The sequence below is a fragment of the Marivita sp. NO-S04 genome (assembly GCF_059070475.1).
The window spans coordinates 3824562-3838156 of record NZ_CM180980.1 but is presented as its reverse complement, the minus strand read 5'-3'; the positions used below and the strand labels follow the sequence as shown (position 1 = coordinate 3838156).

11 protein-coding genes and 2 pseudogenes are annotated in these 13595 nt (G+C 57.6%); 5 read left to right on the top strand and 8 right to left on the bottom strand.

Annotated features, from left to right (window positions below; all coding sequences use genetic code 11):
• Positions 1 to 45 precede the first annotated feature (45 nt).
• The 3 genes from ACK3EW_RS19415 to leuC form a co-directional block, all read right to left on the bottom strand.
• A complete protein-coding gene (locus tag ACK3EW_RS19415) occupies positions 46 to 777 on the bottom strand; it encodes a hypothetical protein (RefSeq protein WP_493807461.1) in 732 nt (243 codons plus the stop codon).
• Positions 778 to 1183: 406 nt separating this feature from the next.
• Positions 1184 to 1789: a 3-isopropylmalate dehydratase small subunit gene (gene leuD / locus ACK3EW_RS19410; RefSeq protein ID WP_085627432.1), complete on the bottom strand. Its 606-nt coding sequence runs from the start codon at positions 1787 to 1789 to the stop codon at positions 1184 to 1186.
• Positions 1789 to 3192, bottom strand: coding sequence for a 3-isopropylmalate dehydratase large subunit (gene leuC / locus ACK3EW_RS19405; protein WP_493807460.1), 1404 nt, complete (start codon positions 3190 to 3192; stop codon positions 1789 to 1791). Before leuC ends, leuD begins: the two co-directional genes overlap by 1 nt.
• Positions 3193 to 3455: 263 nt before the next feature.
• Here leuC and ACK3EW_RS19400 point away from each other — a divergent pair, with 263 nt between their 5' ends.
• From ACK3EW_RS19400 to ACK3EW_RS19385, 4 genes and pseudogenes are all read left to right on the top strand, one after another.
• On the top strand, positions 3456 to 3587 hold the full coding sequence (locus tag ACK3EW_RS19400; protein ID WP_493807459.1) for a hypothetical protein: 132 nt from the start codon (positions 3456 to 3458) through the stop codon (positions 3585 to 3587).
• A 60-nt stretch (positions 3588 to 3647) separates the two neighbouring features.
• Positions 3648 to 4982, top strand: coding sequence for a mechanosensitive ion channel family protein (locus ACK3EW_RS19395; RefSeq protein WP_493807458.1), 1335 nt, complete (start codon positions 3648 to 3650; stop codon positions 4980 to 4982).
• Positions 4983 to 5051: 69 nt separating this feature from the next.
• A complete protein-coding gene (locus ACK3EW_RS19390; RefSeq protein ID WP_493807457.1) occupies positions 5052 to 6230 on the top strand; it encodes an acetyl-CoA C-acyltransferase family protein in 1179 nt (392 codons plus the stop codon).
• Between the two features lie 98 nt (positions 6231 to 6328).
• Positions 6329 to 7237 (top strand): annotated as a pseudogene (locus ACK3EW_RS19385) (histidine kinase dimerization/phospho-acceptor domain-containing protein); the annotation flags it as partial.
• Between the two features lie 26 nt (positions 7238 to 7263).
• Here the strand turns inward: ACK3EW_RS19385 and tnpC are convergent.
• The 3 genes from tnpC to tnpA all read right to left on the bottom strand — a co-directional run bounded on the left by tnpC (position 7264) and on the right by tnpA (position 9688).
• Complete coding sequence (gene tnpC / locus ACK3EW_RS19380) at positions 7264 to 8901, bottom strand: IS66 family transposase (RefSeq protein WP_493806894.1); 1638 nt, start codon at positions 8899 to 8901, stop codon at positions 7264 to 7266.
• 62 nt (positions 8902 to 8963) lie between these two features.
• Positions 8964 to 9311, bottom strand: a complete 348-nt coding sequence (gene tnpB, locus ACK3EW_RS19375) for an IS66 family insertion sequence element accessory protein TnpB (protein ID WP_037967155.1) — start codon at positions 9309 to 9311, stop codon at positions 8964 to 8966.
• Entirely contained in the window at positions 9308 to 9688 is a 381-nt protein-coding gene (tnpA, locus tag ACK3EW_RS19370) for an IS66-like element accessory protein TnpA (protein ID WP_493806895.1), read from the bottom strand. The genes tnpB and tnpA overlap by 4 nt, the downstream gene beginning before the upstream one ends.
• A gap of 91 nt (positions 9689 to 9779) precedes the next feature.
• On the opposite strand from tnpA, the pseudogene ACK3EW_RS19365 reads away from it, so the two are divergent.
• Positions 9780 to 10691, top strand: a pseudogene (locus tag ACK3EW_RS19365) (ATP-binding protein); the annotation flags it as partial.
• Here the strand turns inward: ACK3EW_RS19365 and yaaA are convergent.
• Together yaaA and recQ are read right to left on the bottom strand one after the other, a co-directional pair.
• A complete protein-coding gene (gene yaaA, locus ACK3EW_RS19360; RefSeq protein WP_493807456.1) occupies positions 10676 to 11455 on the bottom strand; it encodes a peroxide stress protein YaaA in 780 nt (259 codons plus the stop codon). The pseudogene ACK3EW_RS19365 and the gene yaaA overlap by 16 nt on opposite strands.
• Before the next feature lie 35 nt (positions 11456 to 11490).
• A complete protein-coding gene (gene recQ / locus ACK3EW_RS19355) occupies positions 11491 to 13545 on the bottom strand; it encodes a DNA helicase RecQ (RefSeq protein WP_493807455.1) in 2055 nt (684 codons plus the stop codon).
• Positions 13546 to 13595: the final 50 nt, after the last annotated feature.

The following is a 13595-nucleotide window of genomic DNA, read 5'->3' as shown; positions in this document are numbered from 1 at the left end:
CCTGCGCCATCTGGGGCGTCGCAGCAAATGCGAGCGAAAGCCAAATCAGACGATTTGCAACTCGTCTTGCTGGGCATAAGCGCGGCGACGTTTTTCTTCTATCAGCGCAGCCACTCGGAACAGCGCGATCCCCCGCATCATCAACGTCAGTGGCAAAAAGGCCCACGCGCACAGCACCCAGATCAGGATCTCCGGCAGTGCCAGCATCGAGGCATCGAACGCACCAATCCACATCCGCAGCAAAGCCGGGATTAGGAATGGCAGCAAAAACCCTAATGCAAGGTTAAAATGCGCGTCCCGCTTCAGACGGAACAGAACATCTCGGCCTGAGGTAGGGTCGAACAACGGCAGATTTATCCAGAAATTGAAGGCAGTTTTACGGATTGGCCAGAAGATGAAACGCGCGTGAATCCAGAACAAAAGCAAAGCGATCAGCGTCACGAAAAGCAGCAGGCTGGCAATGTCGATGACTGTTTGCGTATCGAACCAGACAGGCACATCGGCGTAGGCAATCGACATCAACCGCACGGGTGAATACGGAAAATCAAGAAGCGACGCAGCATCGCGCGCCAAGGATTGCAGTACGGTGGGCGGCAAAGCTGGGTCTTGCTGGCCGGATGCCAAGATCAGCGATGCAAACAACACGCAAAAGAAAAGAGCAAGAAACCTGAGGCGGTTAAAGGGCGGCGCGTTCCTGAACTCAAGGAATGTTGGATATTCGCTTGCGTATTCGGCAAAGGTCACAACAGCAGCCACAAGCGCGACAAGAGCCGCCATTTGCGCCGCGTCACTCGACGTTCCCGGCAATACCAATGACGGTATTACGACGAGCAACGCCATTAAAAGGGCGCGCACAGCTGATCCGATGATCCGCTTGACCACTCTGGTTTCCCTTCAAATCGGATGGGCGCGATACGATGCCGCGACCTTATTCCAAATTTGTGCCGCCGGGTTATGGCGGACTGCCTCATTATTGCCCCAGTTTTGCCCAAGTTCGCAGAAGGGCTCAACTCTGGTGTGGGCGTATCCCTGTGAAATCATTGGATTCACGATAGGACTGGTGCGCGTTTACATCAGCAGGTGCTGCGAAATATGGCAACTTTTGAAATCACTACAAAATCTGGTAGGCGCAAAAAAAGGGCCGCCCCAAAGGACGGCCCAATCTTGTCACAGGCGCAAAGGATCACACCCAGGGGCGCGCCTGTGCTGCCTGAGTTTCAAAGCTGTCAATGGCCGTCGCTTTTTCCATGGTCAGGCCAATATCGTCCAAGCCGTTCATCAGGCAGTGCTTTTTGAAGCTGTCGAGTTCAAAGGAAAAGCTCTCGCCATCCGAACTGGTGACAGTCTGGTTCTCCAGATCGACAGTCATCCGCGCGTTCGATCCCTTCTCCGCGTCCTTCATCAACACATCGACCGCCTCTTTCGGCAACACGATAGGCAGAATGCCGTTCTTGAAGCAGTTGTTGTAAAAGATGTCCGCAAAAGAGGTCGAAATCACTGACTTGATCCCGAAATCCTTGAGCGCCCAAGGCGCATGTTCACGAGATGAACCACAGCCAAAGTTCTCGCCAGCAACAAGGATCTCTGCATCGCGGTATTGCGATTTGTTCAACACGAAATCAGGGATCTCGTTACCGTTATCATCATAACGCATCTCGTCGAACAGGTTCACACCCAAGCCCGAGCGTTTGATCGTCTTCAGAAACTGCTTTGGAATGATCATATCAGTGTCGATATTCACGAGCGGCATGGGCGCCGCGATCCCAGTGAGTTTTTCGAACTTATCCATCACATCATCTCCCGAACGTCGGTCAGTTTTCCGGTAATTGCCGCTGCCGCTGCCATTGCAGGTGACATCAAATGCGTCCGCCCACCACGACCTTGACGGCCTTCGAAGTTACGGTTCGACGTGGCTGCACAACGTTCCCCCGGCTGAAGCTGGTCGGGGTTCATTGCAAGGCACATGGAACAACCCGCAAGGCGCCATTCAAACCCGGCCTCCTTGAAGATATCTGCGAGACCTTCTTCTTCCGCCTGCGCCCGCACAAGGCCAGAGCCCGGCACGACCATCGCACGCTTCACGGCGATCTTCTTGCCCTTGAGGATCTCGGCAGCGGCGCGCAGGTCTTCGATACGACCGTTGGTGCACGATCCGATGAACACGGTGTCGATTTCGATATCCGAGAGTTTCTGACCCGGTGTCAGACCCATGTAGTCAAGTGACCGCTGCGCCGCGCCAACCTTGCCGCCGTCAAAGCTGTCCGCAGACGGGACTTCTGCGGTGATCGGCAGCACGTCTTCCGGAGAGGTGCCCCATGTGACAACCGGTGCGATGTCTTCGCCCTTGATCGTAACGACCTTGTCCCAATGCGCGTCCTCGTCAGAGAACAGCGTCTTCCACCATGCAAGTGCAGCTTCCCACTGAGCGGCCTTCGGGGCATGCGGACGACCCTTGACGTATTCGAAGGTCTTTTCATCCGGCGCAATCAGACCTGCCCGGGCACCGCCCTCAATGGCCATGTTGCAAACAGTCATACGGCCTTCCATCGACAGATCACGGATCGCTTCGCCGCAATACTCAATGACATAGCCCGTACCACCGGCGGTGCCGGTCTTGCCGATCACCGACAGGGTGATGTCCTTGGCTGTCACACCGGGGCTCAGTTTCCCGGTGATCTCGACCTTCATATTCTTGCCCTTGCGCTGGATCAGCGTCTGGGTTGCCAGAACATGCTCGACCTCGGATGTGCCGATGCCATGCGCCAGCGCGCCGAACGCGCCGTGCGTCGCGGTGTGACTATCACCACAAACCACCGTCATACCCGGCAGGGTCCAGCCCTGTTCCGGGCCGACGATGTGAACAATGCCCTGACGGACATCGGAAACCGGATAGTAATGGATGCCAAAATCCTTGGCGTTCTTGTCCAAGGCAGCCACCTGAATGGCACTGTCTTCGGTCATGTTCTTGGGGTCTTCACGACCCGGCGTCGTAGGGACGTTGTGATCCGGAACCGCGATGGTCTTGTCCGGCGCACGCACCGAACGACCCGCCATGCGAAGCCCCTCAAAGGCTTGCGGGCTTGTCACTTCGTGAACGAGGTGGCGGTCGATATACAAAAGGCAGGTGCCATCGTCGGCTTCATGCGCGACATGGGCATCCCAGATTTTATCGTAGAGCGTTTTGGGGGACATCGGTCCTCTCCCTTGCGTGTCGAAATTTTGAGTGTGGGGTGGGTCGGATCAGGCGCAGGATTATAGCCGCGCCAGCACCGTGTGCGTCGCACCGAAAAAACGCTCCCGCAACCGCGCGCGTTCATCGAGGTCGAAAACCATTTCCATATCTGGTGCCTTACAGCATAGCCCTGTCTTGCCGCAAGTGCGGCGCGCTCCGCCCAGCGCGAGAAAGATGTGATCCAGAAGCTAACTCGCGGCGTATTGAGTGTTAGAGGGGCAAAATGCTGACAAAACTCAATATCCTGAACTTGGGGCTTATCGCGATCTTGTGCGCGGGACTGATTGTTCATGCCGCCGGTGCCGACACCGATCTGCGCCCCGTCGTGATTGCGCTTCCTTTCACCGATTCTTAACCTGTTGCACTCCGCGCTCGGCAGTGCGACCCTGCCGACACACAGTCACACGGGAATGGAATGGGTCCGGACGTCGTTTCGCCTGAAACACTGACCGAGGTCACACGTGATCTTTTCGTGTGGGCAGAAGCTTTCCTTACCAGCCTTCTGCGGCCGTGGAATGCCTACCAACTGCTTATCGCCTTAGCCATATTCGTATCTGCTCATGTGCTGGCGGCGGTGTTCAAGCCCCGCATGCATGACTGGATGCGCAGTCTTGAGGGCTGGCCGAAATGGCGCATGCGCGCCCTTGTCGTGGTACAAAGACGCCTCCGCATGGTGCTTTTCGTCAGCCTGATTTGGCTGGTCGTCGGAGTGATGCGCGAACTCACTTGGCCATCGCGGTCCTATCTGTTGGCAATCATTGCCAATCTGTCGACAGCCTGGCTTTTCATCGCGTTCGCCACACGACTTATCAAGAACGCACTTCTTCGAGGAATAGTCCGCTACGGCGCGTGGATATGGGTCACACTTTCCATCACCGGTCTTTCAGACGAAGCACAGTCGCTTCTGGACAGCGCAGCGATCACGGTTGGTGAGACAAGACTATCCCTTTGGCTGGTGATTCAGGCCATTGTTATCCTTGCAGCGCTGCTGACAGGCGCGCGTCTGATCAGCAGCACCACAGCCGCCACCATACGACGCAACGAAGACATCTCGCCGTCGATGCAGGTACTGGCGATCAAGTTCCTGCAGGTTCTGCTTTTTGGAGCCGCCTTTTTCCTTGGCCTACGGCTTGTTGGCTTTGATCTGACAGGGCTTGCCGTATTGTCAGGGGCGATCGGTGTCGGCCTCGGGTTTGGTCTGCAAAAGGTCGTGTCGAACCTTGTTTCGGGGATCATCATCTTACTCGACAAGTCGATCAAACCGGGCGACGTGATCTCTTTGGGTGACACCTTCGGCTGGATCAACAGCCTTGGCGCGCGGTACGTCAGCGTGGTCACACGGGATGGCAAGGAATATCTGATTCCGAACGAAGACCTTATCACCGGTCAGGTTGTGAACTGGTCGCACTCCAACGAATTCGTACGGTTGGATATCTATTTCGGTACGGCTTATTCGGACGATCCTCATAAGGTCCGCGAAATTGCAATCGATGCTGCCAAGTCGGTGGATCGCGTGCTCAGCTTCAAGGCTCCGGTTTGTCACATCGTCGGTTTCGGAGACAGCTCAGTCGACTACATCCTGCGCTTCTGGATCCGAGATCCCACGGGCGGCCTCACGAACATCCGGGGCAACGTATATCTGGCTTTGTGGGATGCGTTCCATGAACACGGTATCTCGATCCCGTTCCCGCAGCGCGAGGTGAAACTGCTGGAAGGGTCACAACTGGCGACAAAAGGTCTCTCTGACTGACGGGACGTAGCGGCTGACACCCGTCAAACGCTAGCTCATAGTGCAGCGGACTGACCAAGGGAGGCTCATATGGCAGACGATATCGTACTTCTGGACGGTGCACGCACCGCAATCGGCACATTTGGTGGATCGCTGGCCGCGACTTCTCCCATCGAACTGGGTACGGCTGTCGGCAAGGCCGCACTGGAACGGTCCGGCGTCGAGGGCGGCCAGATCGGGCATGTGGTGTTCGGCCATGTCATCAACACCGAACCCCGCGATATGTATCTCAGCCGCGTTGCCGCTATGCAGGCGGGCATCCCAGATACCACCCCAGCAATGAACGTGAACCGCCTGTGCGGTTCGGGCGCCCAGGCCATCGTGTCTGCGGTGCAGGCCCTCATGCTGGGCGACGCAGATTTCGCCCTTGCCGGCGGAGCCGAAAGCATGAGCCGTTCACCCTTTATCATTCCAGACCAGCGCTGGGGCGCCAAGATGGGCGACATCCGCACGCTTGATATGATGTTGGGGGCGCTGAACTGCCCATTCGGCACAGGCCATATGGGCGTGACGGCTGAAAACGTCGCAGCCGAGCATGATGTGACCCGAAACGATCAGGACGCGTTTGCACTCGAAAGCCAGAACCGCGCAGCCGCTGCAATTAAGGAGGGCCGGTTTGCCAGCCAGATCGTACCGGTAGAAGTGCGCAAAAAGCGTGACGTGGTTGCATTCGATACCGACGAGCATCCCAAAGCGACCACGATGGACGCGCTAGGAGGCCTGAAGACCGTGTTCCAGAAAGATGGCACCGTGACCGCTGGGAACGCATCGGGCATCAATGATGGCGCTGCCGCGCTGGTGCTGGCGACTGCCAGCGCTGCGCAAAAAGCAGGTCTGACTTCCAAGGCGCGGGTGTTAGGCTACGCCCATGCCGGTGTGCGGCCCGAAGTCATGGGCATTGGCCCCGTCCCTGCCGTCGAAAACCTGCTGAAGCGCACCGGTTTGGCAATCACCGATTTCGATGTGATCGAAAGCAATGAAGCCTTTGCGGCACAAGCTCTTGCAGTCAACAAGGGGCTCGGGCTTGATCCGGCCAAGGTCAACCCGAATGGCGGCGCGATTGCGTTAGGGCATCCGGTTGGCGCGACCGGAGCCATCATAACCATCAAAGCGCTTTATGAACTTGAGCGCATCGGCGGATCGAAAGCGCTGATCACCATGTGCATCGGCGGCGGTCAGGGCATTGCACTGGCCATTGAACGCCTTTAACAGCCTTACCTGAAAACCCGGCTGCGCAACTTCAGCCGGGTTAATTCATTCTTCACCATGATCCCGGACAGTCCCGATACCGAATTACGGAGGTCTGGATGAGTCTCGCCAACAAGCTGGCTGAGGAACGACGTGCCCGCCTGGCAGCGGAACGCCTTTTGGAACTCAAACAGGCCGAACTGTTCGCTGCAAATCGCAAGCTTGGCAGCCATGCTCAGCAACTCAACAATGAAATCGTCGAAACCCGGGCCGAGGTGGCGATGGTGCGCGGCGAAAATCAGCGGGTCAAAACCGAACTGGGCGTCGCCAACGAAAAGATCCAGATCGCAGAACGTCGGCTGTGGCATTCGATCGAGACCATTCAGGACGGTTTTGCCTTTTTCGATCCTGACAACCGAATGATCGTTGCAAACCGTGCCTATCTCGCCGTGTTCGAGGATCTGGAAGAGGTGAAGCCCGGCATCACCTATCCCCGTATTCTCCAGCTTTTGACCGAGGAAGGGATCGTCAACATCGGGCATGAACCACCCGCAGATTGGCGCGCGCGGATGCAGGATCGTTGGCAACAGGACGATCCGGAACCAATGGAAATCCAATTGTGGAACGGTGAGCACATCCGGATATTTGATCGACGTGGTCCCTCCGGAGACGTGGTGAGCCTCGCACTCAACATCACCTCCAGTGTACACTACGAAGAACAACTCCACGACGCCCGCGAACGTGCCGAAGCGGCCAACCGCGCAAAATCCGCATTTCTCGCAAATATGAGCCACGAGATTAGAACCCCGATGAACGGTGTCGTGGGGATGGCCGATCTGCTGACGGAAACCGATCTCAACAGCGAACAGCGCCTGTTTGTCGATACGATCAAACATTCAGGCGAGGCACTGTTGGTCATTATCAACGACGTGCTGGATTACTCAAAGATTGAGGCCGACAAACTGGTGCTCCATCCCGAACCTTTCGATCTGGAGAAAACACTGAACGAGGTGGTGATGCTTTTGCAGCGTAACCACGCCATTGATACCGCAGCTTACGCGGCTTGACTGTTCTTCACGGATGCGATCGGCGCCCAGTTCCAAGGCAGCAATTCATCAAGCCGGTTGATCTTGTGATCGTGGATGCGGTCGAGGATGTCAGCAAGATAGGCCAGCGGGTCAAGACCGTTCAGCTTGGCCGTTTCAATGACCGTCATCGCGCGCGCGAGGGTTTCCGCGCCGGTATCTGCGCCCGCGAAGAGCCAGTTTTTACGTCCTATTCCAATCGGGCGCAGGGCGCGTTCGGCCGGATTGTTGTCGATGGCCACACGCCCGTCGTTCAGGAACAGGCTGAAGGCCTCCTTCCGCGCGAGGCCATAGCGGAACGCCTTGGCTAGATCGCTTTTGCCGGGGATGCGCAGAAGCTGCTGTTCAGACCAAGCAAAGAAAGCCTCGACCTTGGGCTTGGTAAGTTTTTGACGTGCCGCATAGCGGACGTTGGCGGGCTGACCGTTGATATCGCGCTCGATGTCGTAGAATTTTCCGATCCGGTCGAGCGCCTCGCGAGCGATCTCGGATTTGGTTGAGGTCCAAAAGTCATGGAAGTCGCGCCGCAGATGCGCCCAACAGGCGGCCTCCCGCAAACGGGCTGTGCCGTCAGGCTCTGGCGCGTAAAGCTTGGCATACCCTTTGTAGCCGTCGGCCTGAAGAATGCCCTGCGCTGCGGACAGATGACTGAGGACGTGCTCTTCCTTCCAGTCTGGCGCAAAGCGATAGACAGCACCCGGTGGTGATGCCCCGGCCCAGGGTCGCTGATCACGCACATAGGCCCAGATCCGGCCCTGCTTGACACCCTTGCCAAGCCCTCTGTTGCGCATGCTGCGATCAAGCACCCGGATGGGGGTGTCGTCCGCATGCAGCAGGTCGCTGGCCATGATGTCCGCCTCGATCCGTACAATGAGCGGCTGTAAGGTCTTCATGGCTCGCCCGCACCAGCCAACAAGCGTGCTTTCGGGAATGTCTGCTCCCATGCGGGCGAAGATCTCGTGCTGGCGATATAACGGAAGGTGGTCGTCGAACTTCGAGACCAGCACATGGGCCAGCAAGTTCGGCCCTGCAATACTGCCGGGGATCGGACGGCTGGGTGCTGGTTCCTGCACCATCCGCTCACACCGGCGGCAGGATTTCTTGATCCGGGCAATCTGGATCACCTTCATCTGAGCGGCGATCATGTCCAGCAGTTCGCTGACATCCTCACCCACCACACGCAGATCGCCGCCACAGTCGGGGCAGCAGGCACCGGGGTCCAGTTCACGGCGTTCGCGCGGGGTCGCATCCGAGACACGTGGCTTGCGGCGCAAAGTGGGCGCATCGGCAGCTTCCGCTGATGGCTCATCCGGCCCTTCGTCGATTGGCGCTTCATCGTCTTCGGCCACGGCAACCAGCAGGTCTTCAAGCGCCAGTTCCAGCTGTTCGATCTCGCGCTCAATCTTTTCCGAGGATTTGCTGAAGGCCAGTTTCTGAAGCTTGGCGATCCGTAGGCGCAGGGCTTGCACCAGCTGGTCGTGAACCCGTAGCGTGGCCGATATCTTGGCGTTCTCTGCCGCGATCCGCAGGTTTTCAGCCTGTAGAGCAGCGATCATAGCGCGCAATTCAGCGGGATCATCAGGCAGGTTTTCAGCAGGTTCAGACATGCGCTTGACTACCAAAAAACAGGCTCAAGCGCCATATAAATAACGATAATTCGTGCGCAGAATTACCCCACGCGCGCTGGCGGAGCGCCCCAATCCGGACGTCTCCAGTCGATCCCCTCCCACAGCATCGCGAGCTGTGCTGATGTTAGCCGCATCGACCCATCCGCAGCATTCGGCCAGGGGAAGCGGCCACGCTCCAAGACTTTGTAGTAGAGACAAAACCCCTGGCCATCCCAGAACAGAAGCTTGATACGATCCCCGCGTCGCCCACGAAACGCAAATACCGCACCATTGGCTGGTTTCTGACGCAACACATCCTGCGCCAAAGCGGCCAGCCCCGCGATTCCCTTTCGCATATCCGTGACACCACACGCCAGATACACACGCACACCAGTGCCGGGACCGATCATGCGGCGTCCACCGCGCGGATCAGCACCGACAGTGCAGTCGGATCAATCGTGCTTTCAAAATGTAAACTACGGCCGCCACGCAAACGCAATTCAACCGCAACCGGTGGCGACGTTTCAGCGGCCGTATCCTGCGCTGTCGGCACTCCAGCCGCCACTGGCATATCCAAAGGGTAGAAAAGCGCCCCGGCCTCCGGCGACCACAGACCCTTCTTCTTCAGGTCGTGCCGCCAAGCGTAAATCTGCTGCCGCGTCACTTCATGGCGCTGCGCCACCTGCGTCACCGTTGTGCCACCAACCCCGACCGACATGATGATCTCGAGCTTGTCCTCATCACGCCAGAAGCGCCGCCGCTCCATCCCAAGAATTTCACCACGCATCAGGGACCCCGCATAAGACACGTCGCTAACGACGTAGTTAAACACGTGTCTTAGATCACCGCACCAACCTCAGGCAGGCGGTGCCAATGGCGCGGTTACTTTGCAGCCCACAGCGCGCGGCAAGGGTTTGACGTTGAAGACCGACTACGACAGGTCCCTACCGACCTTGTTCGTCGGTGATCCGGGACGCATTCGGCAGATTGTGACCAACCTCATGGGGAACGCGGTCAAGTTCACGCTTCAGGGCGAAGTGCTCTTGCGTGTTGTAGGGACTCCCGAAGATGGCAGGCGCACAACGCTGCAGATCACGGTAGAAGATACCGGGATCGGCATCGCCCCGGAAAAAGTCGAACATGTGTTCGGGGAATTCAATCAAGTCGAAGACGACCGCAACCGCCAGTTCGAAGGCACCGGGCTTGGTCTGGCGATCACCAAACGACTGATCGAGATGATGCAGGGTCATGTCTGGGTCGAGTCAAAGGAAGGCGTCGGAAGCTGCTTTGGGTTCCGCATTACCCTGCCGGTGGACAGCGATCAGTTTGCCGTCGTATCGCATGAATCGTACCGACATGCAGAGGCACAAGACAGCACCCTGTCAGAGGGTACTGCCAGCAACCGCACCCCCAAGGTACTTCTTGCCGAGGACAACCGGACCAACCAGTTGGTTTTTCGGAAAATGGTTGGTCAACTCGATATTGACCTGCGCACTGCGAACAACGGATTCGAGGCGTTTCAGGCGTTCCAAGACGAACGTCCCGACGTGATCTTCATGGATATCTCAATGCCCGGTATGGATGGCAAAGAAGCAACTGCCCGCATCCGCGCACTTGAGGGCGACGGACCCCATGTTCCGATCGTCGCAGTCACCGCGCATGCACTTGATGGCGATCGGGAAATGGTAATCGCGGCCGGGCTGACAGACTATCTCACCAAACCATTGCGTAAAGACGCGCTGATTGAAAAGCTGACGCTCTATTGTCCGCAGCTTCAGCTTGCGTCGTAGGGGCGCACGAAGACCGGTTTATTCAATTCGGACAGGTCCTCGCGGTATACATACCCTCCCAGATCGAAATCTAGCAAACCCTCTGCATCAGTTAGCCGCCGCTGAATGATGTACCGCGCCATAGAACCACGCGCTTTCTTAGCAAAGAAGCTGACGATCTTCGGCCCTTTGCCATCGCCCTTGTCTTCCATGAAGGCGGGCGTGACGATCCGCAGGCCAAGCGGTTTCGGCGGCACCGCCCCGAAATATTCCTGACTGGCACAGTTGACGAGCGTGTCGGTATTCAGGTCTGCCGCCTGCGCCTTAAGTTCTTTGGCGATCTGATCGCGCCAGTAGTCATAAAGGTTGCCACCGCGCCGCGTTTTCAACCGGCTGCCCATTTCCAGGCGATAGGCCTGAATGCCATCCAATGGGCGCAGAATACCATAAAGACCGGATAGGATACGCAGATGATCCTGCGCCCAGCGCATTTCATCTGCGTCAAGCGTGCTGGCCTCAAGCCCTTGATAGGTGTCGCCGGCAAAGGCCAGTGCAGCTGGACGCAGATTGTCTTGATCGGGCTGGTCTTCAAAATCACGAAAACGATCACGGTTCAGCTTGGCCAGATCATCGCTAAGATCCATCAACGCCTTGAGATTGCCCAACGTGAGGTTGCGCGCCGATTTCGAGAGGCGGTTCGCGTCGTCCTGAAACACCGGTTTGGTCATCGTCACTTCACGCTCGGACCAGTCAAGACGTTTGGCTGGGGAAATCACGACGAGCATGGCAACACCTTTTTTATATCTCGGTTCCGGCTGATTTAGTCCGCTGTCCGCAAAACGTCCAGAAACGTCTCGGCAAACCGTTCTGCGTGCCGATCACCGATGATGCGGGCTATGCCGCTTTCATCGCGCGGTCTGCTCTGAGCAATCTTCGCCAGTTGCCCGGCATTGCAGGACATCGGCTTCATCGTTCCACATGACCCACGGACCAATTGGGCCTGCGAGGCCAAAAGCGCATCAAAGATCCCACCCGCATCGCTTGCGGCCAGTTTTCGTCGGGCGGGATGTGTGTCCGGGACATCCCCTGCCATAACCTCGAGAAAAGCCCGACCATAGCGTTCCAGCTTTTTTGCACCAACGCCGTTGATCCGTGCCATATCGTCAAGCGTCTTTGGACGGTTCTCGACCATCTCGATTAGCGTTTTATCCGGGAAAATCACATAAGCCGGGACCGATTGTTCTTCGGCCAACGCACGACGCTTTGCCTTGAGCGCAGAAAGCAGCGGCGCGTCTTCGTCGCTGACCAAAGTCCGAACTTGAGGGCGGCGTTCATTGGTCGCCTCAAGGCTATCGCGGCGCAAGTTGATCGTCGCTTCACCGCGCAGAATCGGGCGGGCGGCTTCGGTCATCACCAACGCCCCATGCCGTTCGGCATCCGGGCGCATCAGGTCATGACCCATCATCTGCCGAAACACCGCCTGCCATTCCCCACGCTTAAGGTCTTTGCCAACGCCAAAGGTTGGTAATGTGTCGTGGCTGCGGGCCAACACCTTTTCGGTTTTCGTGCCAAGCAGGATGTCGATCAGGTGTCCGGAACCGAAACTTTCACCCGTGCGCAGCGCAGCGGACAGCGCTTTTCGTACCGCCTCGGTGCCGTCGAACACCTCTGCCGGTTTGTCACAAAGATCGCAATTGCCACAGGTGATGTCGGACTCCCCAAAATAGCCAAGCAGCGTCTTGCGGCGGCATTCCAGAGCTTCCGCCAACCCCAGCAGCGCGTTCAACCGTCCATGATCCGCATGACGGCGTTCGGGCGGCGCAAGCCCTTCGTCGATCTGCGAGCGGCGCAGGCGAATGTCATCGGACCCGTAGAGCGTCAGCGTTTCGGCAGGTGCCCCGTCACGCCCGGCGCGACCAATTTCCTGATAATAGGCTTCGATGGATTTCGGCAGATCGGCATGTGCCACCCACCGGATATCGGGCTTATCGACACCCATACCAAAGGCAACTGTCGCAACGACGATCAGTCCGTCTTCGGTGGCAAAGCGCGCCTCGACGCTGCGGCGCGCATCAGGGTCCATCCCGCCATGATAGAAACACGCGGTGTGACCTTCGGCATTAAGTGCCTGCGAAAGAGTTTCTGTCTTCGCGCGCGTGCCGCAATAGACGATGCCGGATTGATCCTTGCGCACGGCTGCAAACTTCAGGATCTGTTCACGCGGTTTGTTCTTGGGCGCGAACATCAGGTGGATGTTGGGCCGGTCGAACCCCCGCAGAAACGTGGTAGGCGCGTGTCCATCAAAAAGACGCGTGACAATTTCTTCCTGCGTTTCCGCATCCGCCGTGGCCGTGAAGGCGGCTAGTGGCACATCCAGCGCGCGGCGCAATTCGCCGATGCGAAGGTAATCGGGACGGAAATCATGGCCCCACTGGCTGACGCAATGGGCCTCGTCCACAGCGATCAGGGACACACCCGCCTGTTGCAGCATCCGTTGCGTGCCGCTGGAGGCAAGCCGTTCGGGCGCAAGATAAAGAAGCTTCAACGCACCGGAATGGAGCATGTCCCAAACAGCGTCGTTTTCCTCGTCCGTGTTGGCCGAGGTTAAGGCACCAGCGTTGACACCCGCTTCGCGCAACCCGCGCACCTGATCGCGCATCAGGGCAATGAGCGGGGAAATAACGACGGTTACACCGTGACGTACCAATGCTGGCAATTGGAAACAAAGCGACTTGCCGCCACCGGTCGGCATGATGGCCAACACGTTTTCCCCATGCGAGACAGCCTCTACAATCTCGGACTGGCCGGGGCGAAAGCTGTCGAATCCAAAGATATCGCGCAGAATGGCGTCTGCGTCAGACATATCGCGGGGCATGGGTGACCTGTCAGGTTCTTAACTATATCTGCTCTTAACCTGACAGTCTC

Excerpts from the sequence above, each read along its gene's own strand:
- ACK3EW_RS19415 (WP_493807461.1), bottom strand. The coding sequence starts at position 777 with ATGGCGGCTCTTGTCGCGCTTGTGGCTGCTGTTGTGACCTTTGCCGAA.
- leuD (WP_085627432.1), bottom strand. The coding sequence starts at position 1,789 with ATGGATAAGTTCGAAAAACTCACTGGGATCGCGGCGCCCATGCCGCTC.
- leuC (WP_493807460.1), bottom strand. The coding sequence starts at position 3,192 with ATGTCCCCCAAAACGCTCTACGATAAAATCTGGGATGCCCATGTCGCG.
- ACK3EW_RS19400 (WP_493807459.1), top strand. The coding sequence starts at position 3,456 with ATGCTGACAAAACTCAATATCCTGAACTTGGGGCTTATCGCGATCTTG.
- ACK3EW_RS19395 (WP_493807458.1), top strand. The coding sequence starts at position 3,648 with ATGGGTCCGGACGTCGTTTCGCCTGAAACACTGACCGAGGTCACACGT.
- ACK3EW_RS19390 (WP_493807457.1), top strand. The coding sequence starts at position 5,052 with ATGGCAGACGATATCGTACTTCTGGACGGTGCACGCACCGCAATCGGC.
- tnpC (WP_493806894.1), bottom strand. The coding sequence starts at position 8,901 with ATGTCTGAACCTGCTGAAAACCTGCCTGATGATCCCGCTGAATTGCGC.
- tnpB (WP_037967155.1), bottom strand. The coding sequence starts at position 9,311 with ATGATCGGTCCCGGCACTGGTGTGCGTGTGTATCTGGCGTGTGGTGTC.
- tnpA (WP_493806895.1), bottom strand. The coding sequence starts at position 9,688 with ATGCGTGGTGAAATTCTTGGGATGGAGCGGCGGCGCTTCTGGCGTGAT.
- yaaA (WP_493807456.1), bottom strand. The coding sequence starts at position 11,455 with ATGCTCGTCGTGATTTCCCCAGCCAAACGTCTTGACTGGTCCGAGCGT.
- recQ (WP_493807455.1), bottom strand. The coding sequence starts at position 13,545 with ATGCCCCGCGATATGTCTGACGCAGACGCCATTCTGCGCGATATCTTT.